At 74.9% G+C, this 24,611-nt stretch carries 25 protein-coding genes; 13 read left to right on the top strand and 12 right to left on the bottom strand.

Annotation, left to right across the window (positions count from 1 at the left end):
• Positions 1 to 288 precede the first annotated feature (288 nt).
• The 7 genes from ACFOWE_RS14085 (at position 289) to ACFOWE_RS14055 (ending at position 7,536) form a co-directional block, all read left to right on the top strand.
• A complete protein-coding gene (locus ACFOWE_RS14085; protein ID WP_377289112.1) occupies positions 289 to 1,710 on the top strand; it encodes an FAD-linked oxidase C-terminal domain-containing protein in 1,422 nt (473 codons plus the stop codon).
• Complete coding sequence (locus tag ACFOWE_RS14080) at positions 1,710 to 3,104, top strand: FAD-binding oxidoreductase (RefSeq protein ID WP_377287746.1); 1,395 nt, start codon at positions 1,710 to 1,712, stop codon at positions 3,102 to 3,104. Before ACFOWE_RS14085 ends, ACFOWE_RS14080 begins: the two co-directional genes overlap by 1 nt.
• Position 3,105: 1 nt before the next feature.
• On the top strand, positions 3,106 to 4,347 hold the full coding sequence (locus tag ACFOWE_RS14075) for a (Fe-S)-binding protein (RefSeq protein ID WP_377287745.1): 1,242 nt from the start codon (positions 3,106 to 3,108) through the stop codon (positions 4,345 to 4,347).
• Positions 4,344 to 5,105 (top strand): IclR family transcriptional regulator, encoded by a 762-nt coding sequence (locus ACFOWE_RS14070; protein WP_377287744.1) that lies wholly within the window; start codon positions 4,344 to 4,346, stop codon positions 5,103 to 5,105. The genes ACFOWE_RS14075 and ACFOWE_RS14070 overlap by 4 nt, the downstream gene beginning before the upstream one ends.
• A 210-nt stretch (positions 5,106 to 5,315) precedes the next feature.
• On the top strand, positions 5,316 to 5,909 hold the full coding sequence (locus ACFOWE_RS14065; RefSeq protein WP_377287743.1) for an RNA polymerase sigma factor: 594 nt from the start codon (positions 5,316 to 5,318) through the stop codon (positions 5,907 to 5,909).
• Positions 5,906 to 6,970, top strand: a complete 1,065-nt coding sequence (locus ACFOWE_RS14060; protein ID WP_377287742.1) for a CU044_5270 family protein — start codon at positions 5,906 to 5,908, stop codon at positions 6,968 to 6,970. The genes ACFOWE_RS14065 and ACFOWE_RS14060 overlap by 4 nt, the downstream gene beginning before the upstream one ends.
• Positions 6,971 to 7,203: 233 nt before the next feature.
• Complete coding sequence (locus tag ACFOWE_RS14055) at positions 7,204 to 7,536, top strand: PepSY domain-containing protein (RefSeq protein WP_377287741.1); 333 nt, start codon at positions 7,204 to 7,206, stop codon at positions 7,534 to 7,536.
• Positions 7,537 to 7,562: 26 nt separating this feature from the next.
• Here ACFOWE_RS14055 and ACFOWE_RS14050 read toward each other — a convergent pair whose 3' ends face one another.
• Entirely contained in the window at positions 7,563 to 8,051 is a 489-nt protein-coding gene (locus ACFOWE_RS14050; RefSeq protein ID WP_377287740.1) for a hypothetical protein, read from the bottom strand.
• A gap of 103 nt (positions 8,052 to 8,154) precedes the next feature.
• Between ACFOWE_RS14050 and ACFOWE_RS14045 the strand changes: the two genes are divergently transcribed.
• The 3 genes from ACFOWE_RS14045 to ACFOWE_RS14035 are packed head-to-tail and all read left to right on the top strand — an operon-like array spanning position 8,155 to position 10,502.
• Positions 8,155 to 8,835, top strand: a complete 681-nt coding sequence (locus ACFOWE_RS14045; protein WP_377287739.1) for a response regulator transcription factor — start codon at positions 8,155 to 8,157, stop codon at positions 8,833 to 8,835.
• Between the two features lie 7 nt (positions 8,836 to 8,842).
• The gene (locus ACFOWE_RS14040) at positions 8,843 to 10,114 is read left to right on the top strand and encodes a HAMP domain-containing sensor histidine kinase (RefSeq protein WP_377287738.1); all 1,272 of its coding nucleotides are present in this window, start codon (positions 8,843 to 8,845) and stop codon (positions 10,112 to 10,114) included.
• Between the two features lie 46 nt (positions 10,115 to 10,160).
• Positions 10,161 to 10,502 carry a PepSY domain-containing protein gene (locus tag ACFOWE_RS14035; protein ID WP_377287737.1) on the top strand — a complete coding sequence of 114 codons (342 nt, stop codon included), beginning with the start codon at positions 10,161 to 10,163 and terminating at the stop codon, positions 10,500 to 10,502.
• 60 nt (positions 10,503 to 10,562) lie between these two features.
• Here the strand turns inward: ACFOWE_RS14035 and ACFOWE_RS14030 are convergent, their stop codons facing one another.
• The 8 genes from ACFOWE_RS14030 to ACFOWE_RS13995 form a co-directional block, all read right to left on the bottom strand.
• Positions 10,563 to 11,231 (bottom strand): HNH endonuclease family protein, encoded by a 669-nt coding sequence (locus tag ACFOWE_RS14030; protein ID WP_377287736.1) that lies wholly within the window; start codon positions 11,229 to 11,231, stop codon positions 10,563 to 10,565.
• 144 nt (positions 11,232 to 11,375) lie between these two features.
• Positions 11,376 to 11,738, bottom strand: coding sequence for a phosphomannose isomerase type II C-terminal cupin domain (locus ACFOWE_RS14025; protein WP_377287735.1), 363 nt, complete (start codon positions 11,736 to 11,738; stop codon positions 11,376 to 11,378).
• 226 nt (positions 11,739 to 11,964) lie between these two features.
• A complete protein-coding gene (locus tag ACFOWE_RS14020) occupies positions 11,965 to 12,723 on the bottom strand; it encodes an SDR family NAD(P)-dependent oxidoreductase (protein WP_377287734.1) in 759 nt (252 codons plus the stop codon).
• A gap of 111 nt (positions 12,724 to 12,834) precedes the next feature.
• Positions 12,835 to 15,111, bottom strand: coding sequence for a tetratricopeptide repeat protein (locus ACFOWE_RS14015; protein ID WP_377287733.1), 2,277 nt, complete (start codon positions 15,109 to 15,111; stop codon positions 12,835 to 12,837).
• An 81-nt stretch (positions 15,112 to 15,192) separates the two neighbouring features.
• Positions 15,193 to 15,939, bottom strand: a complete 747-nt coding sequence (locus ACFOWE_RS14010) for an SCO6745 family protein (protein WP_377287732.1) — start codon at positions 15,937 to 15,939, stop codon at positions 15,193 to 15,195.
• 175 nt (positions 15,940 to 16,114) lie between these two features.
• Positions 16,115 to 16,921: a diaminopimelate epimerase gene (dapF, locus tag ACFOWE_RS14005; protein WP_377287731.1), complete on the bottom strand. Its 807-nt coding sequence runs from the start codon at positions 16,919 to 16,921 to the stop codon at positions 16,115 to 16,117.
• Positions 16,922 to 16,930: 9 nt separating this feature from the next.
• Positions 16,931 to 17,848, bottom strand: a complete 918-nt coding sequence (gene miaA, locus ACFOWE_RS14000; protein ID WP_377287730.1) for a tRNA (adenosine(37)-N6)-dimethylallyltransferase MiaA — start codon at positions 17,846 to 17,848, stop codon at positions 16,931 to 16,933.
• A 147-nt stretch (positions 17,849 to 17,995) separates the two neighbouring features.
• Positions 17,996 to 18,523: a methylated-DNA--[protein]-cysteine S-methyltransferase gene (locus tag ACFOWE_RS13995; RefSeq protein WP_377287729.1), complete on the bottom strand. Its 528-nt coding sequence runs from the start codon at positions 18,521 to 18,523 to the stop codon at positions 17,996 to 17,998.
• Between the two features lie 7 nt (positions 18,524 to 18,530).
• Between ACFOWE_RS13995 and ACFOWE_RS13990 the strand changes: the two genes are divergently transcribed.
• On the top strand, positions 18,531 to 19,454 hold the full coding sequence (locus ACFOWE_RS13990) for a ribonuclease Z (RefSeq protein ID WP_377287728.1): 924 nt from the start codon (positions 18,531 to 18,533) through the stop codon (positions 19,452 to 19,454).
• 107 nt (positions 19,455 to 19,561) lie between these two features.
• Here the strand turns inward: ACFOWE_RS13990 and ACFOWE_RS13985 are convergent, their stop codons facing one another.
• From ACFOWE_RS13985 to miaB, 3 genes are all read right to left on the bottom strand, one after another.
• Positions 19,562 to 20,233, bottom strand: coding sequence for a hypothetical protein (locus ACFOWE_RS13985; protein ID WP_377287727.1), 672 nt, complete (start codon positions 20,231 to 20,233; stop codon positions 19,562 to 19,564).
• A 79-nt stretch (positions 20,234 to 20,312) separates the two neighbouring features.
• Positions 20,313 to 20,891, bottom strand: a complete 579-nt coding sequence (locus ACFOWE_RS13980) for a hypothetical protein (protein WP_377287726.1) — start codon at positions 20,889 to 20,891, stop codon at positions 20,313 to 20,315.
• A gap of 319 nt (positions 20,892 to 21,210) precedes the next feature.
• On the bottom strand, positions 21,211 to 22,713 hold the full coding sequence (gene miaB, locus ACFOWE_RS13975) for a tRNA (N6-isopentenyl adenosine(37)-C2)-methylthiotransferase MiaB (protein ID WP_377287725.1): 1,503 nt from the start codon (positions 22,711 to 22,713) through the stop codon (positions 21,211 to 21,213).
• A 162-nt stretch (positions 22,714 to 22,875) separates the two neighbouring features.
• Here miaB and ACFOWE_RS13970 point away from each other — a divergent pair, with 162 nt between their 5' ends.
• Both ACFOWE_RS13970 and ACFOWE_RS13965 read left to right on the top strand, forming a co-directional pair.
• Positions 22,876 to 23,631, top strand: coding sequence for an amino acid ABC transporter ATP-binding protein (locus tag ACFOWE_RS13970; RefSeq protein ID WP_377287724.1), 756 nt, complete (start codon positions 22,876 to 22,878; stop codon positions 23,629 to 23,631).
• 57 nt (positions 23,632 to 23,688) lie between these two features.
• Positions 23,689 to 24,570: a glutamate ABC transporter substrate-binding protein gene (locus ACFOWE_RS13965; protein ID WP_377287723.1), complete on the top strand. Its 882-nt coding sequence runs from the start codon at positions 23,689 to 23,691 to the stop codon at positions 24,568 to 24,570.
• The last annotated feature ends 41 nt before the right edge of the window (positions 24,571 to 24,611 follow it).

Below are 24,611 nucleotides of genomic sequence, written 5' to 3'. Positions count from 1 at the left end.
GACGGCCGTCCACCCCGATCCCCTTCTCCCCGCCCGCACCCGGCCGCCCCGCTCCCCTCCCCAGCCTCGCCGCCCACGCCCGGCCGCCGGCGCGGGGGCCGATGCGGGTGAACCGGCGCGGGCGCCGCCGCTCCCACGCTGCGCGAGGATGGAGAAGGGGGACGTTCCCGACGACCCGGACGGCCCCGGCGAGCCGGTTCCCCCCGGACTCCCACGGCCGCTGGAGGAGGAGACGCGTTGACGGACACGACACCCGTGACGGCCGCGCTCGGAGAGCCGGTCCGGCGACTGGAGGCGGCCCTTCCTCCAGGTGCGGTGATCACCGATCCGGTGCGGCTGCGCACCTACGAGTGCGACGGCCTGACCCACCACCGGGCCGTCCCCGGCGTCGTCGTCCTGCCGGAGAACGCCGGGCAGGTCGCCGCCGTGGTGCGGATCTGCAACGAGTACGGCGTGCCGTTCGTCGCCCGGGGCGCGGGGACCGGGCTGTCCGGCGGCGCGCTCCCCCGCACCGACGGCGTGCTGATCGTGACCTCCCGGATGCGGCGCGTCCTCGAGGTCGACCTGCCGAACCGGCGGGCCGTGGTGGAGCCGGGGGTGACGAACCTGGCGATCACCGAGGCGGTCCGCCCGCACGGCTACTACTACGCGCCGGACCCCTCCAGCCAGCAGGTGTGCACGATCGGCGGAAACGTCGCGGAGAACTCCGGCGGCGCCCACTGCCTGAAGTACGGCTTCACGGTCAACCACGTGCTGGCCCTTCAGATCGTCACCCCCGACGGCGACATCGTCACCCTGGACGCCGACGACCCCGGCTACGACCTGCTGGGCGCGTTCGTCGGCTCGGAGGGCACCCTCGGGATCGCCACCGCGGTCACCGTGCGGCTGATGCGCGCGCCGGAGGCCGTGACCACGCTCCTGGCGGCGTTCGAGAGCATCGAGCAGGGCGGGCGGGCCGTCTCGGCGATCATCGGCGGCGGCATCGTCCCGGCCGCGATCGAGATGATGGACGCCCTGGCGATCGAGGCGGCCGAGGCCGCGGTGGCCTGCGCCTACCCCCCGGGCGCCGGGGCGGTCCTCATCGTGGAGCTGGACGGCCCCGCCGCCGAGGTGGCGCACCAGTTCGCCGAGGTGGAGCGGCTGTGCCGGGCCGCGGGCGCGTTCGAGCTGCGCACCGCCGACGACCCCGCGGAGCGGGCCGCGATCTGGAAGGGCCGCAAGTCGGCGTTCGCCGCGGTCGGCCGGATCAGCCCCGCCTACATCGTGCAGGACGGCGTGGTCCCCCGTACGGCGCTGCCCGGTGTGCTGGCCGGCATCGACCGCCTCTCGGCCGAGCACGGCATCCGGGTGGCCAACGTCTTCCACGCCGGCGACGGCAACCTGCACCCGCTGGTGCTCTTCGACGACGCCGAGCCGGGCGCGGAGGAACGCGCCGCGCTCGTCTCCGGCCGCATCCTCGACCTGTGCGTCGAGCACGGCGGCTCCATCACCGGCGAGCACGGCGTCGGCGTGGACAAGGCCCGCTACATGCCCAAGATGTTCACCGACGACGATCTGGACACCATGCAACTGCTCCGCTGCGCCTTCGACCCCCGCGGCCTGGCCAACCCCGGCAAGGTCTTCCCCACTCCCCGCCTGTGCGGCGAGGTCCCCGGCGTGCGCACAGGAGTGCACCCGCTGGTCGAGTCCGGCCGGGCGGAGCAGTTCTGATGAGCGCGACCGGCCCCCGGGAGACGGGAACGCGGGAGATGCGGGAGCGGCGGACGGACTCGGGCGCGCACGAAACGGGCGCGGAGACGCGGGAGGCGGACGCGCGGGAGGCCCTGCTCGCGACCGGCGTGACGGTACGGGACGCCGGTCCCGGCGACGAGGTGGCCGGTGTCGCGCCCCGCTGGGTGGCCCTGCCCGCGAGCACCGGGGAGGTGGCGGCGCTGCTGCGCGTGTCGGCCGCCCACGACCTGGCCGTGGTGCCCGCCGGCGGCCGCACCAAGCTGCACTGGGGGAACCCGCCCGAACGCTGCGACCTGCTGCTCGACACCCGCCGTCTGGACGGCGTCCCGGAGCACGCCGCCGGCGACCTCGTCGTGCGGGTGCAGGCGGGCGTCACCCTGGACGCCCTGGCCACCGTGCTGGCCGGCCACGGCCAGGAGCTCGCCCTCGACCCCCTCCTGGCCGGCGCCACCGTCGGGGGCACGCTCGCCACCGCCGTCGCCGGACCGCGCAGGCTCCGCTACGGCACCCCCCGGGACCTGCTGATCGGCGTCACGGTCGTGCTCGCGGACGGCACGGTCGCCCGATCCGGCGGGAAGGTCGTCAAGAACGTCGCGGGCTACGACCTCGGCAAGCTGCTGGCCGGCTCGTACGGCACGCTCGGCGTCGTCACCGAGGCCGTCTTCCGGCTCCACCCGCTCCCGGCGGCCCGCCGCTGGCTCACCGCGGACCTGCCCGCCCTCCCTCCCCGCGACGCTCCGGGCGGGGACGGCGCCGGTGGGGCTCCCGTGGGGCCCGGAGGCCCCATGACCCCCGGGGCCGCCGCCTCCGCGCTGGCGGCCTCGCAGTCCGAGCCGAGCGCGGTCGAGCTGGACTGGACGGCCCCCGGCGGGACGTTCACGGTGAGCGCGCTGGTCGAGAGCGGCTCCGCCGGCACGGCCGTCGAGGCGCGGGCGCGGGCCGTACAGGACCTGCTGGGCGGGGCCGGGCCGTGCGCGTCCGCCGGGCAGGCCCCCGCGTGGTGGGGCGAGGCGCCGGGCGGAGGGATCCTGCTGGAGCTGCGGGTCCCGCCCGCCGCGGTGGACCACGCGCTGCGGGCGGTCGCCGAACGAGGACTGCCCGCGCGGGTGCGGGGCTCGCTGGACTCGGCGGTCCTGCACGTCGCCCTGCCGGCGGAGACCGGCCCGGCGGAGTTCGCGGCGTTCGTCTCGGGCGTGCGCGGCGCCGTCGGACCGCTCGGCGGCAGGCTGACCGTGCTCGCCGCGCCGCCGGAACTCGCCCGCCCGGTGGACCGCTGGGGACCGGTGGGCACGCTGCCGCTGATGCGGCGGATCAAGGAACGGTTCGACCCCGGCCGGAGGCTCTCCCCCGGCAGGCTGGCGGGAGGCGTCTGAGGTGGACCCCGAGCTGATCAACGACTGCGTGCACTGCGGGTTCTGCCTGCCCACCTGCCCGACCTACGTGCTGTGGGGCGAGGAGATGGACTCCCCGCGCGGCCGGATCCACCTGATGAAGCAGCACGTCGAGGGCACTCCCCTCACCCCCGAGATGGCCGGGCACTTCGACGCCTGCCTGGGCTGCATGGCGTGCGTGACGGCCTGCCCGTCCGGGGTGCGGTACGACCGGCTGATCGAGCAGACCCGGGCCGCGGTGGAGCGCGAGCACACCCGCGAGCCCGGGGACCGGGCGGTCCGGGAACTGGTCTTCCGGCTCTTCCCCCACCCCCGGCGGCTGCGGGCGCTGCGGCTGCCGCTCCGGCTGAGCGGCGGCCTGCGGCGGCGGATCGCCCCCGCGCTGGAGCGGGTGAACCCGTCCCTGGCCGCGATGGCCGACCTCGCCCCCGGCCCGGTGGCGCGCCGGATCCGGCTGCCGCGCCGGGTGCGGGCGATCGGCAGGCGCCGCGCCACGGTCGGGATGCTCACCGGGTGCGTGCAGGGCGAGTTCTTCCCGCAGGTCAACGCGGCCACCGCCCGGGTGCTGGCGATGGAGGGCTGCGAGGTGGTGATCCCGCCCGCCCAGGGGTGCTGCGGCGCCCTGTCGCTGCACTCCGGCCGCCCCGAGGAGGCCGCGCGGTTCGCCCGGCGGACGGTCGCCGCCTTCGAGCGGGCGGGCGTGGACACGGTCGTGGTCAACGCGGCCGGCTGCGGCTCGACCATGAAGGAGTACGCCGACCTCCTCGACGGCGCGTGGGCCGAGCGGGCCGGGGCGATCAGGACGGTGGACCTGGCCGAGTACCTCGTCGAGCTCGGCCCGCTCGCCCGGCGGCACCCGCTCCCGCTCACCGTCGCCTACCACGACGCCTGCCACCTGGCCCACGCGCAGGGCGTGCGGTCTCAGCCGCGCGAGCTGCTGGCCGCGATCCCCGGACTGGAGCTGCGGGAGATCGCCGAGTCGTCGATCTGCTGCGGCTCCGCCGGGACCTACAACCTCCTCCAGCCGGAGGCCGCCCGCGCGCTCGGCGACCGCAAGGCGGAGCGCGTGCTCGCCACCGGCGCCGACCTGCTGGTCTCGGCCAACCCCGGCTGCACCATGCAGATCACCGCGGCGATCCGCCGCTCCGGCGCGGCTCCGGTCCCGGTCGCCCACACCGCTCAGGTGCTGGACGCCTCCCTGCGCGGCCTGCGGGAGGTCGGATGAGCGGCGCCGGCATGGGCACGGTGCAGTCCGTCGACCGGGCGCTGGACCTGCTGGAGGCACTCGCCGGGCGGGGCGGCGAGGCCGGGATCTCCGAGCTGTCCGCCGCCACCGGCCTGCCGTACGGGACGATCCACCGGCTGCTGCGCACGCTGCTGGCCCGGGGGTACGTGCGCCAGGAGTCCGACCGGCGCTACGCGCTGGGCGGGACGCTGGTACGGCTCGGCGGGGTGGCCGAGCGCAGGGTGGGCGCGTGGGCCCAGCCGTACCTGGAGAAGATGGTCGCGCTCTCCGGTGAGACGGCCAACCTGGCGGTGCTGGAGGGCGACTTCATCGTCTACGTCGCGCAGGTGCCCTCCCCCCGGCGGCTGCGGATGTTCGCCGAGGTGGGCAGGCGGGTGCTGCCGCACAGCACGGCGGTCGGCAAGGTCCTGCTGGCCGACCGGCCGGACGCCGAGGTGGCCGCGCTCGTCGAGCGGACCGGCATGCCCCGCCGGACCGCCAACACGATCACCGGCCTGCCGGGCATGCTCGCCGAGCTGGAGCGGGTGCGCCGGCAGGGGTACGCGCTCGACCTGGGCGAGGAGGAGATCGGCGTGCACTGCCTGGCCGTGGGGGTGAACGACGGCTCCCGGACCGTCGCCGCGATGTCGGTCTCCGGTCCGGCCGAGCGCATCGACACGCTGGACCGGGCGGAGCTCGCCGAGGGCATGCGGCGGATCGCCGCCGAGTTCGGCGCCGAGCTGGGCGGGCCCCTGTAGTCTCCGCCGGACCCGCCGGCCGTACGGGTCCCGCGGGCGGCCCGCTCCGGAGGATCCGGGCGGCCGAGCCGCGGGGGATCCGGACGGCGGAGGCCGCGGAGATTCCGGCGGAAAGGAGGGAACCGCACGGCGCCGGGCGGCGGAGTAGGGGTGTGGGCGCGGACGCGCCCCGCGAAAGGACCCCTTCACGATGACTGGACGAAACAGGTGATGGCGCTGACGTCCCTCCAGCGGGCCGCGGTGTCCGCCCCGTCCTCGCCCTCCTCGGGTGACGCGGCGCTGATCGAGCGGTCGCTGGCCGACCCCGACGCCTTCGCCGGGCTCTTCGACCGGCACGCCGACGAGATCCACCGGTACGCCGCCCGGCGGCTGGACGACGCCGCCTCGGCCGACGACGTGACGGCCGAGACCTTCCTGGTCGCGTTCCGCAAACGCGCCCGCTACGACCTGGGCAGGGCCGACGCCCGCCCCTGGCTGTACGGCATCGCCTCCAACCTGATCTCCGGCCACCGCAGGGCCGAGACCCGCAGGCTCAGGGCGCTCGCCCGCCAGGCCCCGGAACGGGCGGCCGGCTTCGAGGAGCGCAGCGCGGAACGCGTCACCGCCGACCTGCTCCGGCCCGCCCTGGCCGCCGCGCTGACCCGGCTGAGCTCCGCCGAGCGGGACCTGCTGCTGCTGGTCGCCTGGGCCGAGCTGAGCTACGAGGAGGCCGCCGAGGCGCTCGGCATCCCGGTCGGGACCGTGCGCTCGCGCCTGTCCCGCACCCGGACCAAGATCCGCCGTTTTCTGGAGGCGCACGCATGAACGAGGACGAGATCCAGCTGGTGACCCGTATCCGTCCGGATGCGGCGCCGTACGACCCCGAGGCGAAGGCCGCGGCCCGGCGGGGGCTGACCGCGGCGGCCGCCTCCCGCCGGGCCGCGCGCCCCCGGTGGCTGCGGCCGCGGACGATGGTGCCGGCCGGGGCGCTGGCCGCCGCCGCGGCCGTGCTGGCCGTCGTCGCGGTCCCCGGCGGGGAGGCGCCGCGCGGTCCGGAGCGGCAGGCCGTGGTGGCGTCGCCGCGGGTCGTGCCCGTCTCGGCGAGCGAGGTGCTCGGCAGGGCCGCGCGCGCCGCCCGGACCGATCTGGCCCCGCGCGACGACCAGTTCATCAGGGTCGAGTCGGAGACCATGTACGGCGCCTTCGGCGACATGGACGCCGCCTCGTCCGGACGGGGCGAGACCCGTCACCTCTACCGGACCCGGCGGGTGATCTGGAAGTCCGTCGACGGGACCAGGGAGGGCTCCCTGCGGATCGAGCACCTGGAGCCGAAGGCGTATCCCGGCTGGCCGATCCCCCAGGACGCCTACGAGGCGGTCGGCACCGTCGACGTGCACCGGCTGCCCGTCTGCGAGATCCCCGGCCACGAGCGGACCGACTACGCGACGCTGAAGAAGCTGCCCACCGACGCCGCGGGCATGCGCGCCCATCTGTACACCGGGAACCGGGGCGGCAACTCCCGGGACGAGGGCGCCTGGGGCGAGGTGGGCGACATGCTGCGCGAGACCTACATGCCCGCCGCGCAGCGGGCCGCGCTCTTCGAGGCGGCCGCGACGATCCCGGGGGTGGAGATCGTCGGGGACGCCCAGGACGCCGCGGGCCGCACGGGCATCGCCGTGGGCCGGGTCGGGCCGGACGGGGTCCGCCAGGACCTCGTCTTCCACCCGGAGACCTACGAGCTGCTGGGCGAGCGGGGCGTCGTGGTGGACGAGAAGCTGGCCAGGGCTCCCGAGGGGAGTCTCGTCGCCTCCACCGCGGAGCTCTCGGTCACCGTGGCCGACGAGGCTCCCGAGGTCGACGACGAGCGCTCCGGCTGCATGGGCTGACCGGAGAAGCACGCCCGGGGCGTACCAGGCCATCGTCGCCCCGGGTGGCCGTCCCTTCCGCCCGCCGTACCGGTTCCGGCCGGAAAGGGGGCACGGCGGGCGGAAGGTGGACGGCGGGCGGAAGGTGGACGGCGGGCGGAAGGTGGACGGCGGGCGCGGGCCGGAAACGGCCCGCGCCAAGTTTTTAACGAAGATCCCGGGCCGGCGATCAGCCACCAGGGAAAGCATGATCCATGAGACAGCGCAGCATGATCGCCAGAATCGCCCTGGTCGCGGCCGGGACCGCCGCCCTCCTGTCCTCGCAGGGCGTCGCCCTCGCGACAGGTTCCGCGGACGCCCCGGCCCTCCCGGCCGCCGTCGCCGCGGCCGACATCACCTCCGAGCAGGCCGTCCGGATCGCGAAGCGGAAGGTCCCGGGCTCCCAGGTCGCCGGCGTCCGGCGGGTCTGGGACCAGGGCATCTGGAACTGGAGGGTCACGCTGGAGCGGGGCTCGTGGGAGTACGACCTGTACGTCTCGGTCCGGAGCGGCAGGGTCGTCAGAATGAAGATCAACCTCAACTACTGACCGGTCCCGCCCGAGGCGCGGCGCCGTCAGTCGTGGATCCGGTGGACCGGCAGGCCCTCGGCCGAGCAGCGCACCTCCACCTCGACGTCGGTCTCGTCCGACTCGAACTCGACGCGGACCCGGGCGGCCGGGCCCCGCTCCGCGTCGTCCACCCGGAACCCCTGGGCGGGGCTCCAGGCCCGCAGCACGACCAGGCCCCCGTCGCAGCGGGCGATCACGCTCCCCCCTGCCGTGGTGATCACCTTGCTCCGGCCCGCGAGCGCTCCGGAGGCGGAGGGCGCGGGGCTCCCCACGGCGTCCCGGGGCGAGGCGGTGGTCCCGGGTGTGGAGCCGGAGGCCGTCCCGGGCGGAGCGGCCCGGGCCAGCGCCTGGCGGACCTCCGCCGGGGACAGCGGCCGGTGCGCGGAGGCCGTCAGCGGCTCGCCGAGGAAGCCGACCACCGCCACCCCCGCCCCGGTCGCGAGGGCGCCGGTGACGAGCCATCCGGCCACGACGAGAGGGAACCGCCTGCGCATGGCCCCACCCTGCCACCCTGCCACCCCCTGTAGCGCTAAAGCACGGTTAAGGCACGGATAACGCGGTTTCCCCATACGGCCGGTCCGGATAACGTGGCGGCAAATGCCGAACGTGCTGCTCATCGAGGACGACGCCGCGATCCGCACCTCCCTCACCAGGGGGCTGCGCGAGCGCGGCCACGCCGTGTCCTCCGCCCCCACCGCGATGGACGGCCTCCGCCTGGCCGTCGAGGAGCGTCCCGACCTCGTCGTGCTCGACCTGGGCCTGCCCGACCTGGACGGCCTGGACCTGCTGCGCATGCTCCGCGCGGTCAGCCGCGTCCCGGTGATCGTCGCGACCGCCAGGGACGGCGAGGAGGAGATGGCCAGGCTGCTGGACGCGGGCGCCGACGACTACGTGGTCAAGCCGTTCGGCGCCACCCAGCTCGACGCGCGGATCCGGGCGGTGCTCCGGCGGGCGGGCGACGGCCGCCCGGACGACACGGTGGCCGTCGGCGGTCTGCGGGTGAACCCGCGCACCCGCCAGGCCACACTGGACGGCGCGCCGCTGGACCTCAGCCCCCGGGAGTTCGACCTGCTCCACTACCTGGCGGCCCGGCCGGGCGAGGTGGTCACCAAGCGCGAGCTGCTCACCCACGTCTGGCAGGTCCCGTACGGCGGCGCGGACAAGACCGTCGACGTCCACCTGTCCTGGCTCCGCCGCAAGCTGGGCGAGACGTCCGCGGCGCCCCGCTACCTGCAGACCGTGCGCGGCGTGGGCGTGCGCCTGGCCGCGCCGGCGTGAGGCGGCCGTGAGGCGCTGGCTGGCGCTGCTGGTCGCGGCGACCACCTCCCTCGTCCTCGTCGCCCTGCTGGTCCCCCTCCTGCTCCTGGTCCGCACGGCCGCCGAGAGCGGCGCCGTGGCGCGGGCGAGCGGCGAGGCGGAGTCGGTGGCCGTCGCCGTCGGCACCGTGGACACCGAGACACTGCGCCTCACCGCGGAGCGGGCCGCGCGCCCGACCACGGTCTTCCTCGGCGACGGCCGGATCGTCGGCTCCCCCGCGGAGCGCTCCGCCGCTGTCGAGCTGGCCGCGAGGGGACGCAGCGTCACCGCGACGGTGCCCGGGGGCCGGGAGATCCTGGTCGCGGTCCAAGGGGCGCCCGGCGGCACCGCGGTGGTCCGGGTCCTCCTCGGCGACGAGGAGGTCTCCCGGGGCGTCGCCCGGGTGCAGGCGGGCCTGCTGGTGCTCGGGCTGGTCCTGGTCGGCCTGGGCATCCTGGTCGCCGACCGGCTGGCCCGCGCGGTGACCGGTCCGGTCACGTTGCTGGCGAAGGTCTCCCACCGGCTCGCCGCCGGCGACCTGGCGGCCCGGACCGTGCCCGGCGGCCCGCCCGAGGTCCACGCGGTCGGCCTCGCGCTCAACCACCTCGCCGAGCGCATCACCGGCCTGCTCGCCGAGGAGCGGGAGAACGCCGCCGACCTGTCCCACCGGCTCCGCACGCCGCTCACCGGGCTGCGGCTGGAGGCCGAGTCCCTGTCCGACCCGGACGAGGCGGCCAGGATCGAGGCGCGGGTGGACGCGCTGGAGCGGGCCGTCACCTCGGTGATCGAGCAGGCCCGGAGGCGGTCGAGAGAGCGTCAGGAGTGCGACGCGGCGGCGGTGGTCGCCGAGCGGGTGGCCTTCTGGTCGGTGCTCGCCGAGGACCAGGAGCGGGCGGTGGAGCTGGAGCTCTCCCCCGGCCCCCTCGTCGTCGCGGTCACGGCGGGCGACCTGGCCGCCTGTGTGGACGCCCTGCTCGGCAACGTGTTCGCGCACACCGGCGAAGGTGTCTCCTTCGGCGTGCGGCTGGCCGCCGCCCCGGGTGGCGCGGTGCTGGCCGTCACGGACGCCGGTCCCGGCCTCGGCACGCCCGCCGCGCTGGAGCGGGGCGCGAGCGGGGCCGGCTCGACCGGGCTGGGCCTGGACATCGCGCGCCGTACCGCCGAGGCGTCGGGCGGCACGCTCACCCTGGGCGTCTCCCCCGCGGGCGGTGCGAGCGTGACCCTGTTCCTGGCCTCTGCCCGGCCTCCGGCCGACCTTTAGCCGGTTCTTAGCGCGGCCCTATCACCGCCCCCGGGAACCTGGAGACATGAGAAACCACATGATCACCAGGATCGCCCTCACCGCCACCGCCACCGCCGCCCTGCTGGCCGCCGGGGGCGTCGCCACCGCCGCGAGCGCGGCGGCCGCCCCCGCCGGCGTCACCGCCGCCACCGCGAGCGCTCCCGCGGCGGCCGTCTCGTGCGCCGAGGCCGTCAGGACCGCGAAGAAGCGCGTCCCTGGCGCCCGGGTCACCGAGGTCGCGCGGGAGCGGGAGCACGGGCACCGCGTCTGCAAGGTGGAGCTGCGCAGGGGCGCCTGGGAGTACGACGTCTACGTGTCGGTGAAGACCGGGAAGGTCGTCAAGTTCAAGCGCGAGCTCGACGACTGACGGCTGACGGCCTCGGGGGCGGGGCGGAGGCGGGTGCGCGGGGCCGGCAGGACGTCAAGGTCAGCAGGACTTCAGCACCCGCTCCATCGCCTCCTTCTCGGCGGCGGTCACCCAGAGCTCGTACTTGGCCTTCACCTGGATCTGGCGGGTGACGTAGGGGCAGCGGTAGGCGCGGCGCGGCGGGAGCCAGGTCGCCGCGTCAGCGGCGCTCTTCTGGCCGTTGAGCGGGCCGTCCACGGCGAGCAGGTTCAGCGGGTCGTTGGCCAGCTGCCTGCGCCGCTCCTCACCGAGCCGCTGGGCGCCCTTCTGCCAGGCGTCGGCCAGGGCGACCACGTGGTCGATCTGCACCGCCATGCTGGTCTTCTGCCCGCGCTCGAACTCGATGGTCCTGCCGCTGTAGGGGTCGTGCAGGGTCCCGGTGAGCACGATGCAGTCGTGGGTGCCCTCCCTGAAGGTCTCCCCCTCCAGGTCGCGCTTGAGGATGTCGTTGCGGGTGTCGCACCCGTTGCGGTCGACGTCCGCCCAGGCGGGCCCGAACTCGTCCCGGTCGAAGCCCGTCATCGGGGCGCGGCCCTTGACCGGCAGTCTCTCCAGGTCCTTCAGCGCCTCGGCGGCGGGTTTGCCGGCCTCCACCGGCGAGTCGCCGGAGGGGTCTCCGGCCGGACCGCAGCCGGCCAGTGCCAGCACCAGCGACGCGGCGGCCGCCGCCCGCCCCAGGTCCGTCCGCATCCTGCTGCCACCTCTCACGGGAGTCCGCTACCCGGAAGTGACAAATCTACTCAATGAGAGCGTAGATCCAGGCTCCGCCGGGCTCCGGCCGGACGGGCGGCCCGGAGGGTGGCGGTGCTTCACCGCCACCCCGCGCCGACCGGCTCAGGCGCGCCCGTAGGCGTCCTCGAGCCGCTCGATGTCGTCCTCGTCGAAGTGGCCGAAGGCGATCTCCAGGATCCGGATGGCCGGGCCCGAGGAGCTGAGGCGGTGGGTCTGCCCGGCTCGGATGAGCACGCGGTCGCCGACCGCGGGCGTCATCCGCTCCCCGTCGATCTCGAACACCGCACCCGGGTCCAGGGCGACCCAGAGTTCGTCGCGGTGCTCGTGCCGCTGCAGGCTGAGCTTCTGGCCGGGCGCGACGTCGATGATCTTCACCGTGGTCGGCTCGTTGAGCGTGTACCGCTCGAACCCGCCCCAGGGACGCTCGTCGCGCACGACCGCGCCGAGCCTGTCGACTTCCAGCAAGATGTCCTCCATCCCCTCCAACACGTCACAAGAACTTTCGCACGCGTCCGTGACGGATGGGCGGTGTTCACGCAACCGGATGATTAAGAGTGCGGGCTTTCTCTCCCAGGAGATCCCAGCTCAGGCGGCTGCCCGCCCGGGAGGTCCCCGTCCGGGAGCGGCGGGCCCGCCGGATCCCCGCGGCCGGGACATCCGGCGGATCCCCCGGCGCGGGCGGCCGGCCGCCTCAGGTGGTGAGGATCCCGCCGTCGACGGGGATCACCGCGCCCGTGACGTAGGAGCCGGCGTCGCTCGCCAGGAAGATCGCGGCGGCCACCAGCTCGGCGGGGTCCCCGGCGCGCCCCATCAGGACGCGGTGCTCCAGCTGCCACTGCATGTAGCCCTCGGCGTACTGCTCGGTCATCTCCGAGGCGAAGAAGCCGGGCTCCAGGCAGTTGACCCGGATCCCGCGCCGCGAGGTCCACTGCTGGGCCAGGTCGCGGGTGAGCCCGACGACACCGGCCTTGGAGGCGCTGTAGGCGGCCTGCGGCAGCCCGGCGGTGGTCTCCCCCAGGATGCTGCCGATGTTGACGATCGAGGAGCCGGGGCGCATGACGCGGGCGCAGGCCTGCGCCATCCAGTAGGTGCCGTGCAGGTTGACGTCCACGACCTGACGGAACTGCTCGGGCGTCTCCTTCAGCGCGGGCACCGCCGTGCCGACGCCGGCGTTGTTGATCAGGATGTCCACCGCGCCCAGCTCCGTCACCGCCGCCTCGACCAGGGCCTGGCAGTCCTCGGGTCTGGCCACGTCGGTGGCGACCGCCACGCACCGGCGGCCGGTCTCCTCCACCAGGCGCCGGGTCTCCTCCAGGCGGTCCGCACGGCGCGCGCCGATCGCGATGTCGGCGCCCGCCTCGGCCAGGCCGCGCGCGAAGGCGACGCCCAGCCCGGAGGAGGCCCCCGTGACGATGGCGACCTTGCCGTCCAGCCGGAATCGGTCGAGCATTCAATCCTCCTGACCAGCGGGGAACACACCGAACGATGTTCTAGAGCTGGAGAAGCATACCGCCCGCGAGGAGGTCCCCCGCGGGCGGTGCTCCGGTTCCGTCCGCGTGGCCTACAGGCCGTACTCCTGCGTGATGCGCTCGTGCCGCTCGACCTCGACGCCCACGGCCTTTGCCAGGTCGAGCCAGGCCAGCGGGTGCGCCCAGCGCTCGGTGACGTCGTCGAGCACCGCGTCCAGCTCGACCGGGGTGGCGTCCGGCGGGATCGCGATCCAGCCGTACACGCCCGGCAGGGACTCGCCCGTGCCCGGGTGGGTCACCGTGTAGTTCTCGTTGCTGTAGACCCACATCGGCCAGCCGCGCTCGACCATGACCTCGGTGAATTCGGTCCACTCGGAGTCGTCGGGCCGCACCCCGTCGAAGAACCAGCTGGTGTAGCCGGCGGGCCGCAGGACCCCGACCGCCGCGAACGTCGGGATGAAGCGCTCCTGCTCCTCCGGGCTCTCCGGAACGGGCTCCAGCAGCGCCGGGTCGAAGACGACCACGTCCCCGGCGTTGAAGCCCAGCCCCGGGGGCTGCGGCATCTCCAGACGGGCCGTGGCCGGGCCGGTGCGCACGCTGATGACCGCGCGCTGGCTGCCGTCGGGGGCGGGCAGGACGATGCGCGCCAGGCCCATCTCCTCCTCGATCGGCCCCTCGCCGGGCTTGATCGGCATGCCGATCTTCGCCGCGCCGGCGCGGACGGTCTCCCAGTCCTCGGCGGCGGTCGCCATGGTGATCATGCGCCAGACGTCCTCGCCCTCGAGCTCCTCACCGTCGAGGAGCTCGCGCAGGATCCGGGCGCCCTTGGCGTTGTCGCCGAGCTGCTGGACGGCGGCGGCCCAGATGCGGCGCGCCTCGGCCCCCGCGCCGGCCCCGACGGCCGCCTCGGCCTCGGCCGCGGCCTGCTCCCAGCGCTCCCGCGCGCGGTGCAGGCGGGCCAGGGCCAGGTGGCGCCGGCCGGCGGGGAGCCGCCCGGCCATCTGCTCCAGGCGCTCGTCCTGCCGGGCCTCGACCAGCAGGCCGGTGAGGAAGGAGACGTCGTCCTCCTCGGCGGCCTCGATCCGGCCCGTCTCGACCAGCATGTCCCAGTAGACGTCGGCGCCCACGGCCGGGTAGCCGAGGAAGCCGAGGGTGGTGGTGTGGCGGCGGGTGGCCTCGATGTCCTGCCCGGAGATCGGGGCGAGCCAGCCCACCCAGCGCTCCGGGTCGGCGTTGAAGCCGTCGGCGGCGTCGAAGTAGCCGACGAGCTCGTCCTGCGGGCCGGGGGGCGCGAGCGGCGTCGTCGCGTCCGCGGCGGCGCGCAGGCCGGCGATCCGGTCGGTGACGGCCGCCGGGTCCTTCAACTCGAAGGCTGCGGACTGGGCGAGGTCGGCCAGCAGGCGGGCCTGCCAGATGCCCTTGCGGTCCATGGCCAGGTCGCCGGCGACGAGGGCCAGCTCGACCCGGGCCCGGTGGGCGCCCATGACGGCGAAGTAGTCGATCCACTGCTTGAGGATCCGGCCGAGCTGCCAGGTGTTGGTGATCTGCTCGGAGCTCGCGAGCTTCAGCACGGCCCGTGCCCACTCGACCCAGACCCGGGGGTGGTCGCCCACCACGTCGAGGTCGGGCAGGGCCTCCACGGCCTCCGGGGTCCGGTCCAGGGTGGCGAGCACGAGCGCGCGCAGCACCCCCTCGCGGTACGCCTTGGCCACCGGGTCGTCGGGCTTGAAGCCGGCCGCGGCGTCGAGGGCGGTGAGCGCGTCCTGCGGGCGGCCGGCGGCGAGCAGGGACCGGGCGGAGGCCGCCCCCAGCTCCCAGCTGGCCTCACGGCCCGCGCCGCCCAGCTTCTCGACCGCGGACTCGGCGTGGGCTACGGCCTCCTCGGCGCGCCCGGCGTCCACCAGGGCGGCGACGTACTGCTCGGCGTAGGCGGCGTAGGCGGGCGAGCCGGGCTCGATCCCGGCGGCGGCCAGGAGCTCCATCCGCTCGGCGGCGTGCCCGGGGCCGTCGGTGTTGGCCAGCGCCAGCACCAGCGCCTCCACGGCGCCAGGGGCGGAGGGGCAGTCGCGCACGTCCTCGCGCCGGGCGAACTCCGCCAGCGCCCGCGCGTCGTCGAGCGCGACCGCGCCCTGCGCGCGGTCGCCGACGCGGCCGATCAGATGCCAGTAGCGGGCGTAGAACTCCAGCCAGGGCAGGCCCAGCTTCTCCGCCTCCTGCGCGACGGCCGGCGCCAGCATGTCGAGCTGCCCGTACCTGCCCTCGAGCGCCTGGGCGGGGATGCCGCCGATCGCCATGGCCAGGTTGGTGTTACCGGCTTCGTGCAGTTGCCGCTGGATGTCTCCCACCCAGGCCCAGATGTCCACGTCCATGGCACGTCAGTCTGCCAGCTCGGCGGGGATGCCCCAAACGACGCGGCCATCCGGGCGGGCGCCCCGGCGGTCGGCCGGGGATCACGCGAGACCGCCGAGCAGCTCGGCCAGCTCCGCCGACTCCGCCTCGTCCAGCACCGCGAACGCGGGCGCCATCAACCGGTCGGTGAGTTCCTCGGCCCGCGCCCGGCGCTCGGCGAACTCCGGGCCGAGCTCGGGGTACGGCTCCGGCCACTCGTGGAAGAGCGCCATGTCCCGGCCGGAGATCCGGCCCCTCGGGGTCACGTGCGCGTCGAGCAGCACCGCCTGCAGCGGGGTCAGGCCCTCGGCCAGCACCGCCACCGCGTGCAGCCCGCCGCGCAGCTCGCGGAGCACGTGCATCAGCTGGGTGGCCCGGGCCGGAGCGTCCTCGGGCAGGGGCACGGCCCGCCACCCGGCGAAGAGCGGGGCGCCCAGCACGCCGGCGGAGACCGCCACCCGCTCCAGCAGCTCGGCCAGGCGGGCGGCCCCGGCGAAGGCGCCGAGCCGGCGGCGGCCCCAGTCCTGGCACGCTCCGGCGTAGAGCGCCACCGCCTCGTCCACCGGCAGCGCCCGGCCGGCCTCCCAGTGCTTGCGCACCTGCTCGGCGGGGAAGAACGCCGCGGCCGAGCAGACCACGTCCGCGTCGACCTCGCCGAGCACCCCGCACCGGCCGCGGAAGTACAGGGGCCACAGGTCGAGCCCGGTCCGTTCGCCCAGAGCCTTGGTCTCGCGGGAGACCATGAACCCGCCGCCGAACCCCCCGATCGCGTCCTTGACCGCCGCCGCCGTCGCCTGCGGATCCGCCATGCCACTCCTCCTCGGTCTAATGATTGAACCCAGCATGGCTCACCAGAAGAAGACTCGGCAAGAGCCCGGGCCATCCGGCCCCGCGGCACCCGGTCCCGGCCCCGGTCGTCGGGCCGGGCCGGGGCCGGGCCGGGCCATTGGGTCCCGGACACGGAGCCGGACGGGCCCACAGGGGTCAGAGGGCGAGCTCCCCCGAGGCCACCAGGACCGCGGGACCGGACAGGTAGCTGGTCCGCTCGTCGAGGATGACGGTCACGGTGCCGCCGAGGACCTCCACCGCCCAGCTGCCCGTGCTCTCCCCCGCCAGGTGCGCCGCCGCCGCGGCCGAGGCGACCGCGCCCGTGCCGCAGGAGCGCGTCTCCCCCGACCCCCGCTCGAAGACCCGCATCACCACCCGGCGCGGGCCCACCGCGTTGAGCAGCTCGATGTTCACCCCCTGCGGGAACACCAGCGGGTCGAAGGCCGGCTGGCGGGTCAGGTCGAGCCCGGCCACCGGGTCCCCGATGACGCACGCCAGATGGGGGTTGCCCATGTCGACGCGGAGCCCGCCGTACTCGCGCCCGGCCACGGTCGTGCGGCTCTCGCCCAGCACGCGGGGCGCTCCCATCTCCACCGTCACGTCGCCGCCCGGCTCCAGCCGCACCCGCCGGACCCCGGCCCTGGTGGCCACACTGAACTCGTCGCCGTCCACCAGGCCCGCCTCGGCCAGGTAGCGGGCGAAGACCCGCACCCCGTTGCCGCACATCTCGGCCACGCTGCCGTCGGCGTTGCGGTAGTCCATGAACCACTCGGCCTCGTCCGCCTGGGCGGCCACCTCGGGGCTGAGCTTGGCGGGCACCACGCGCAGCACGCCGTCGGCGCCGATCCCGGCCCTGCGGTCGCAGATCACCGCCACGAGCGGCCCGGGCAGCTCCAGCCCGCCGTCCGGATCGGGAAGGATGACGAAGTCGTTCTCGGTGCCGTGACCCTTTACGAAGCGCATGGCCCCACCCTATTGACGGCGGTGACCGCGCACCGCGGCGAGGGCCCGCTCGAGCAGGTCGGGAGCCTGCTGGGGGAGCCAGACCACCCGGGGGTCCCGGCGGAACCACGACTCCTGGCGCCGGACGAACCTGCGCGTCGCCCGGATCGTCTCCTCCATGGCCTGCTCCTCGGTCCACTCCCCCGAAAGGAGGCGCAGCACCTGGGCGTAGCCGAGCGCGCGGGAGGCCGTCCGCCCCTCGGCCAGGCCCTGCTCCGCCAGGGAGCGCACCTCGTCCACCAGCCCGGCCTCCCACATGCGCTCCACCCGGCGCGCGACCCGCTCGTCCAGCACCGCCCGGGGCACCTCGACGCCGAGCTGCACGCTGTCGTAGACCGCCTCGTAGGACGGCATCGAGGCGGAGAACGGCCTGCCGGACAGCTCGATCACCTCCAGCGCCCGGACGATCCGGCGGCCGTTGCTCGGCAGGATCGCCCCGGCCGCCTGCGGGTCCAGCTCCCGGAGCCGCGCGTGCAGCGGGGCCGGGCCGCCCGCCGCCAGCTCGGCCTCCAGCCGGGCGCGGATCTCCGGGTCGGTCCCGGGGAACTCCAGGTCGTCGAGGGCGGCCCGCACGTACAGTCCGGACCCGCCCACCAGGATCGGCGCGGCCCCCCTGGCCGACAGGTCGTCCATGAGCGGCCGCGCCATCGCCTGGTACTCCGCCACGCTCGCGGTCGTGCGCACGTCCCACACGTCCAGCAGGTGGTGCGGGACCCCGCGCCGCTCCGCGGGGGTCAGCTTCGCCGTGCCGATGTCCATGCCCCGGTAGAGCTGCATGGAGTCGGCGTTGATCACCTCACCCCCGAGCTCCAGGGCGAGCTCGACGGCGAGATCGGACTTCCCGGCCGCGGTGGGACCGACGACGGCGATGACGGGTGGCTGAGACACGGGACAAGTCTCCCAGCACCGGCGAGGACACGCGGATGGCGGCGTCTCCCCGGCCTCCCCGCGGCGGTCCGCGGCGGTCCGGCGGAGGCCGGACAAGGGGCCCGGGCAGAGCACCCGGGCAGGGCGGGCGGTCGCCGCGGGGCGGGGTCAGTCCCAGTCGAGGGTCGGCTGCAGGTAGCCCTCCAGCGTCAGCAGCCACCGTTTGGACTCCACGCCCTCGCCACCGCTGAACCCGCCCAGGCCGCCCGCCGCGACCACGCGGTGGCAGGGCACGATGACCGGGATCGGGTTGGCTCCCATGATCGAGCCGATCGCCCGGGCGGGCACGCCCGTCCCGCTGCGCGCGGCCAGCTCGCCGTAGGTCACCGCGTGGCCGTACGGCACGGTCGCGTGCAGCGCGCCGAGGACCGCGCGCTGCACGGGCGTGGCCAGCCGCCAGTCGACGGGCACGGTGAAGGCCCGCAGCCGCCCGGCGTAGTAGGCGGCGAGCTCGTCCAGCACCGGGGCCGTGCGCTCCGGGCCGCCGGCCTCGGCCGGGCCGAGCCGCCCGGCCAGGCGCGCCATCAGCTCGCCGGCACCGCCCCAGCAGGTGGCCGCCACCCCGTCCTCCGTGACGGCGACGGCCATCTCGCCCAGCGGTGTCGGCACGCTCCCGAAGGCCGCTGTTCCTACCATGGAGATCATGTCCCTTCGCGAGCTCGTCGTCCTCGGCACCTCCAGCGCGGTCCCCACCCGCCACCGTAACCACAACGGCTACCTGCTGCGCTGGGACGGCCAGGGCTTCCTGTTCGACCCCGGGGAGGGCACCCAGCGGCAGATGCTCCACGCGGGCGTCAGCGCCCACGACATCACCTGGATCTGCGTCACCCACTTCCACGGCGACCACTGCCTGGGCGTGCCCGGCGTCGTGCAGCGCATCGCCAGGGACGGCGTCGCCCATCCCGTACGGGCGGCGTACCCGGCGAGCGGGGAGACCTACTGGCGCCGCCTGCGCCACGCGGCGGTCTTCGCCGACACCTCGGTGATCACCGAGCGCCCCGTCTCCGGGCCCGCCGCCTCCTTCGACGCCGGCCCGGTGACGCTCACCGCGCGCCCGCTCTCCCACCCCGTCGAGTCGTACGGCTACCGCCTCGAGGAGCCGGACGGCCGCCGGATGCTCCCCGGGCGGCTGCTCGAGCGCGGCGTCCAGGGGCCGCTGGTCAGCGAGCTCCAGCGGGCCGGGACGGTGACCGCGCCGGACGGCTCCACCGTGCGGCTGGAGGACTGCAGCGAGTCCCGCCGCGGCCAGCGCGCCGCCTTCGTCATGGACACCCGGCTCTGCGACGGGGTGTTCGAGCTCGCCGACGGGGCCGACCTGCTGGTGATCGAGTCCACGTTCCTGTCGCCGGAGGCGGAGCTGGCCGCGCAGTACGGCCACCTCACCGCCGCCCAGGCGGGCCGGGTGGCGGCCGAGTGCGGGGTCCGGCGCCTGGTGCTGACCCACGTCTCCGAGCGCTACGGGACCGACGACGAGACCCGTTTCCTGGACGAGGCCCGCGCCGTCTTCGACGGGGACGTCGTCCTGGCCCACGACCTGCTGCGCGTCCCCGTGCCCAAGCGCCTGTGACCGGGGCGCCGGCGCTCCGCACGGCGGGCGCCCGGCCGGTGCGCGCCGGGCGCCGGGAGGCCGCGCCGGGCGGGCCGGCCCGCGCGCCGCGTGTCCCCGGGCGGCTCTCAGACGGCGCGCAGCAGGGCCACGAGATAGCCGACGCCGTAGGGGGCGTCGTGGTGGAGGAGCTCGCCGTCGAGCGGCCCGGCGGCGCCCGCGAGGACCTGCAGGGCCGCCCGCCCCGCCACCCAGAGCCCGGCCGCCTCACCGGGGTCGAGGTCCGGGATCTCGCCCCGGGCGAGCGCGGCGGCGAGCGCGTCGTCGTACGGCCGGGCGCGCGGGTCGAGATGACCCGGTGACTTCTCGGTCAGGCGGGCCGAGCCGTCGGCCATGACCAGCATCGCCACCCGGCCGGCCCCCTCCGCCAGACGCGCGCCCAGGGCCGCGCACTCGGCCTGCGGGGCGTCGAACGGCACCGCGTGGAAGGCCGAGGCGGCCAGACCGGCCTCCTCGACCAGGCGGCGGCCGAGGGTGAGCGAGAGCGGCAGGACGGGCTCACCCGGGCCGATCCGGACGTCCACGCCCCAGGGGGCGAGGCTCCCGGCGGCGTCCGGCCCGTAGCTCCCGGCCTCCTCGGCCCCGCCGACCACCACGACGGTGTCGGGCCGGGCGGCCCGCAGGCCGGCCGTCGCGACCGCGCAGGCCGACCGGAGCCCGTCGAGCTCGCCCGCGGCGACTCCGGCCAGCTCGGGGGCGAGCAACGGAGGATGCGGGCAGACGGCTGCGGCGACAAGCACGCCGCCAGACTAGCCCAACCGGCCCAGGGCGATCTCCGGGCCGGCTCCGGCGCTCCCCGAGGACGCCGGAGCGATGACATCAGCCGCCGGAGGGGCCCTGCGGGGCGACGAAGCCGGGCGGGCCGTCGAACGGGTAGTCCGCCGGCTCGTCCTGCTGGGTCTGCGTGCCGCTCTGCTTCTCCTTCGCCGGGGTCGACGCGGAGGTGGAGGGCTTCTTCCCGGTGCCCGGGGCGGTGGAGCCGTCACCGGAGCCGCCCGCGGTGGGCGCCCCGGCGGAGCTCCCGGACGCGTCCTGCGAGCCTCCGGAGGAGCCGTCGGAGGCGCTCTCGCCGGATCCGCCGGCGGCCTCGGACTCCTCCTCGCCGGCCGGGGTCTCCTCGGCGCCGGGAGCGGGCTCGCCGTCCGGCGCGGAGGAGCCCTGCCCGGCCCCGGTCGGCTGCGAGGCGGGGACTGCGCCGTCCTCGTCGCCGGAGGCGCTGAGCGTGTAGGCGACGCCTCCGCCCACCAGGAGGACGGCCGCGACCGACGCCGCGGCCACGGCCAGGCCGCGCCGGCTGCTCCTGCCGCTCCGGCGGGCGGCGCGCCCGCCCGCGGGCCCGGCGAGGATCTCCGGTTCTCCGGGCTGCCCGGGACGGTCGGGGGTGGAGGGGACGTGCATTCGACTAACTCCCTGCGGTTATCGGGGAAACCTCCACGGCTTCCGAGGGTGCCGAATCACACTAACCACGGAAAAGAAATGCTCGCGCCGCAATCACAGAATGATCACGAATTTTCAGGTTTCTCAGAGCCGGCCACGGGGTGCGGGCCGTACGCGCTGGTGGGGGCCCTGCCCGGCGCACGCCGGAGGGCGGCGCCGCGCCGTGCGGCACCGCCCTCCGGCGGACCTCGTGCCTCCCGCTCCGGGCCCGCCTCCGCTCAGGACTCCCGCTTCAGGTCCGCTTCCGCTCCCCGGACTCCGGGTCCGGGCCCGCTCGCGCTCAGGAGCGGACGGCGCAGCCGGGAGCGGCCTCCTGCTCGGCGGACGCCGGCCGGCCGATCAACGGCATGCCCAGCATCACGCCGGAGCCGCCGGACGCCGGGGCGTTCTGGCGGGCCTGCCAGGCGTCGCCCGCGCGGGTACGGCGCAGCGCCAGCACGGGCCCGTCTGCCACCAGGTGGTGCGGGGCTGCGTAGGTCACCTCGACGCTGACCATGTCGCCCGGGCGCGGGACCTCGTCGCCGGGGACGAAGTGGACCAGGCGGTTGTCGGGGGCGCGGCCGGACAGGCGGTGGGTCGCCTCGTCCTTGCGGCCCTCGCCCTCGGCCACCAGCACCTCCAGCGTCCGGCCGACCTGCTTCTTGTTCTCCGCCCAGGAGATCTCGTTCTGCAGCTCGACCAGCCGGTCGTAGCGCTCCTGCACGACCTGCTTGGGGACCTGGTCGTCCATGGTGGCGGCGGGCGTGCCGGGCCGGATGGAGTACTGGAAGGTGTAGGCGTTGGCGAAGCGCGAGGCGCGGACCACGTCCAGCGTGGCCTGGAAGTCCTCCTCGGTCTCGCCGGGGAAGCCCACGATGATGTCGGTGGAGATGGCCGCGTCCGGCATGGCCGCGCGGACCCGCTCGATGATGCCGAGGTAGCGCTCGGCCCGGTAGGAGCGGCGCATGGCCTTCAGGATCCGGTCGGAGCCGGACTGCAGCGGCATGTGCAGCTGGTGCATCACGTTGGGCGTCTCGGCCATGGCCGCGATGACGTCGTCGGTGAAGGCCGCCGGGTGCGGGCTGGTGAAGCGGACCCGCTCCAGGCCCTCGACCTCGCCGCAGGCCCTCAGGAGCTTGCCGAACGCGAGCCGGTCGCCGAACTCGACACCGTAGGTGTTGACGTTCTGCCCCAGCAGCGTGACCTCCAGCACGCCCTGGCCGACCAGGGTCCGCACCTCGGCCAGGATGTCGCCGGGGCGGCGGTCCTTCTCCTTGCCGCGCAGCGACGGCACGATGCAGAAGGTGCAGGTGTTGTTGCACCCGACCGAGATCGACACCCAGGCCGCGTAGGCGGACTCGCGCTTGGTCGGCAGGGTGCTCGGGAAGGTCTCCAGCGACTCCTTGATCTCGACCTGGGCCTCCTGCGCGATCCGGGCGCGCTCGAGGAGGACCGGCAGCGAGCCGATGTTGTGCGTGCCGAACACCACGTCGACCCAGGGCGCCTTCCGGACGATCTCGCCCTGGTCCTTCTGGGCCAGGCAGCCGCCCACGGCGATCTGCATGCCGGGGTTGCGCACCTTGGCGGGGCGCAGGTGGCCGAGGTTGCCGTAGAGGCGGTTGTCGGCGTTCTCCCGCACGGCGCAGGTGTTGAACACGACCACGTCGGCGGTGTCGCCCTCCGGGGCGGGGACGTATCCCGCCTCCTCCAGCAGGCCCGACAGGCGCTCGGAGTCGTGCACGTTCATCTGGCACCCGTAGGTACGGACCTCGTACGTGCGGGGGCTCTTGGCGGTGGCAGTCATCTCGACATACAAGGGTAGGCGCTCCCCCGACCGGAGACGCCCTCCGCGGAGGGGGAAGTGTGTCCTGTTCGTTGCCGTTCCGAAGGTGAAAGGCCAGGTCGTGATCGGATCGGTACCGCAGGGTTAGCCCCAGGTGCCCTTGACGGAATTACGTTGGTCTTCATGACGGAGAACGGGGACGCGACTCCTCTTGTCGTGCTCGAAGGGGTCAACAAGCACTTCGGCAGCCTCCACGTGCTGCGTGACATCAACCTCACGATCTCGCGGGGCGAGGTGCTGGTGGTGATCGGCCCCTCGGGCGGGGGCAAGTCGACGCTGTGCCGGACGATCAACCGGCTGGAGACCATCGACGGCGGCACGATCACGTTCGACGGGCAGCCGCTCCCCGCCGAGGGCAAGGCGCTGGCCCGCCTGCGCTCAGAGGTCGGCATGGTGTTCCAGTCCTTCAACCTGTTCGCGCACAAGACGATCCTGGAGAACGTCACGCTCGGACCGGTCAAGGTCAGGGGCGTCGACCGGGCCCGGGCCGAGCAGCGCGGCATGGAGCTGCTGGAGCGGGTCGGCATCGCCAGCCAGGCGGCGAAGTACCCCGCGCAGCTGTCCGGTGGGCAGCAGCAGCGGGTGGCCATCGCCCGGGCGCTGGCCATGGACCCCAAGATGATCCTGTTCGACGAGCCGACCTCCGCGCTGGACCCGGAGATGGTCCAGGAGGTGCTCGACGTCATGATCGAGCTCGCCCGCGACGGCATGACGATGATGGTCGTCACCCACGAGATGGGCTTCGCCCGGCGGGCGGCCAACCGCGTGGTGTTCATGGCGGAGGGCCAGGTCGTCGAGGAGAACACCCCCGACGAGTTCTTCACCAACCCCCGGACCGAGCGGGCCCAGGACTTCCTCTCCAAGATCCTGACGCACTGACCCCCAGGGACCCCCAGGCCAGGCTGCTCACCCCGAATGAAGAAGAGGAAACGGAACATGCGAGTACTGCGTATCGGTGCGGCGATCGCCGCGGCCGGCGCGCTCACGCTGGGCCTCGCGGCCTGCGGGAGCGACGGCGGGGACGGCGGCGACACCACCGCCTACAGCACGGTCGTCGACAAGGTCAAGGGCGCCAAGAAGGTCGTCGTCGGCACCAAGTGGGACCAGCCGAGCCTGGGCCTGAAGACCGGCGCCGAGCCGGAGGGCTTCGACGTCGAGGTCGCCAAGTACGTCGTCAAGGAGCTCGCGGGCGGCGCGGACGTCGAGATCGAGTGGAAGGAGTCCGCGTCCTCCAACCGCGAGGCGTTCCTCGCCAACGGCACCGTGGACATCATCTTCGCGACCTACTCGATCACCGACAGCCGCAAGGAGAAGGTGACCTTCGGCGGGCCGTACATCGTGGCCCACCAGGACGTCATGGTCCGCGGCGACGACACCAGCATCACCAAGCCCGAGGACCTGAAGGGCAAGCGCATCTGCCAGGCCGCGGGCTCCAACTCCTACAAGCGGATCACCGACCCGCCGCCGGACGGCCAGCTCGACCTCGACGCCGAGCTGGTGGGCGCCGCCAACTACTCCGAGTGCGTGCAGAAGCTCGGCGGCGACAACCTGGACGCGGTGACGACCGACGACCTGATCCTGGCGGGCTTCGCCAAGCAGGCCGGCGGGAACTTCAAGATCCTCGGCCAGCCGTTCACCGACGAGAAGTACGGCGTCGGCCTGAAGAAGGGCGACACCAAGACGTGTGAGGCCGTCAACGCGGCGATCACCAAGATGTACCAGGACGGCACCGCCCAGAAGCTGTTCGACAAGTGGTTCGCGGGAGCCCAGGGCCTCAAGCCCCCGACGGGCGCCCCGCAGTTCGAGCCCTGCGCGTAGTCCGGCCCCACGCGAGCGGCCGGTGACCCCCCGCCGGGGGG

Origin of the sequence: Planomonospora corallina, from assembly GCF_042650625.1 — a bacterium.
In the GTDB taxonomy this organism is placed as follows: domain Bacteria; phylum Actinomycetota; class Actinomycetes; order Streptosporangiales; family Streptosporangiaceae; genus Planomonospora_B; species Planomonospora_B corallina.
The sequence above is the reverse complement of the archived record's forward strand: the minus strand, read 5'-3'. Positions and strand labels throughout refer to the sequence as shown.

Excerpts from the sequence above, each read along its gene's own strand:
- ACFOWE_RS14065 (WP_377287743.1), top strand. The coding sequence starts at position 5,316 with ATGGCGCTGACGTCCCTCCAGCGGGCCGCGGTGTCCGCCCCGTCCTCG.
- ACFOWE_RS14015 (WP_377287733.1), bottom strand. The coding sequence starts at position 15,111 with ATGGACGTGGACATCTGGGCCTGGGTGGGAGACATCCAGCGGCAACTG.
- ACFOWE_RS14055 (WP_377287741.1), top strand. The coding sequence starts at position 7,204 with ATGAGACAGCGCAGCATGATCGCCAGAATCGCCCTGGTCGCGGCCGGG.
- miaB (WP_377287725.1), bottom strand. The coding sequence starts at position 22,713 with ATGACTGCCACCGCCAAGAGCCCCCGCACGTACGAGGTCCGTACCTAC.
- ACFOWE_RS13990 (WP_377287728.1), top strand. The coding sequence starts at position 18,531 with ATGTCCCTTCGCGAGCTCGTCGTCCTCGGCACCTCCAGCGCGGTCCCC.
- ACFOWE_RS14010 (WP_377287732.1), bottom strand. The coding sequence starts at position 15,939 with ATGGCGGATCCGCAGGCGACGGCGGCGGCGGTCAAGGACGCGATCGGG.
- ACFOWE_RS14060 (WP_377287742.1), top strand. The coding sequence starts at position 5,906 with ATGAACGAGGACGAGATCCAGCTGGTGACCCGTATCCGTCCGGATGCG.
- dapF (WP_377287731.1), bottom strand. The coding sequence starts at position 16,921 with ATGCGCTTCGTAAAGGGTCACGGCACCGAGAACGACTTCGTCATCCTT.
- ACFOWE_RS14070 (WP_377287744.1), top strand. The coding sequence starts at position 4,344 with ATGAGCGGCGCCGGCATGGGCACGGTGCAGTCCGTCGACCGGGCGCTG.
- ACFOWE_RS13995 (WP_377287729.1), bottom strand. The coding sequence starts at position 18,523 with ATGGTAGGAACAGCGGCCTTCGGGAGCGTGCCGACACCGCTGGGCGAG.
- ACFOWE_RS13980 (WP_377287726.1), bottom strand. The coding sequence starts at position 20,891 with ATGCACGTCCCCTCCACCCCCGACCGTCCCGGGCAGCCCGGAGAACCG.
- ACFOWE_RS14050 (WP_377287740.1), bottom strand. The coding sequence starts at position 8,051 with ATGCGCAGGCGGTTCCCTCTCGTCGTGGCCGGATGGCTCGTCACCGGC.
- ACFOWE_RS13965 (WP_377287723.1), top strand. The coding sequence starts at position 23,689 with ATGCGAGTACTGCGTATCGGTGCGGCGATCGCCGCGGCCGGCGCGCTC.
- ACFOWE_RS13970 (WP_377287724.1), top strand. The coding sequence starts at position 22,876 with ATGACGGAGAACGGGGACGCGACTCCTCTTGTCGTGCTCGAAGGGGTC.
- ACFOWE_RS14030 (WP_377287736.1), bottom strand. The coding sequence starts at position 11,231 with ATGCGGACGGACCTGGGGCGGGCGGCGGCCGCCGCGTCGCTGGTGCTG.
- ACFOWE_RS14035 (WP_377287737.1), top strand. The coding sequence starts at position 10,161 with ATGAGAAACCACATGATCACCAGGATCGCCCTCACCGCCACCGCCACC.
- ACFOWE_RS14045 (WP_377287739.1), top strand. The coding sequence starts at position 8,155 with ATGCCGAACGTGCTGCTCATCGAGGACGACGCCGCGATCCGCACCTCC.
- ACFOWE_RS14080 (WP_377287746.1), top strand. The coding sequence starts at position 1,710 with ATGAGCGCGACCGGCCCCCGGGAGACGGGAACGCGGGAGATGCGGGAG.
- ACFOWE_RS14020 (WP_377287734.1), bottom strand. The coding sequence starts at position 12,723 with ATGCTCGACCGATTCCGGCTGGACGGCAAGGTCGCCATCGTCACGGGG.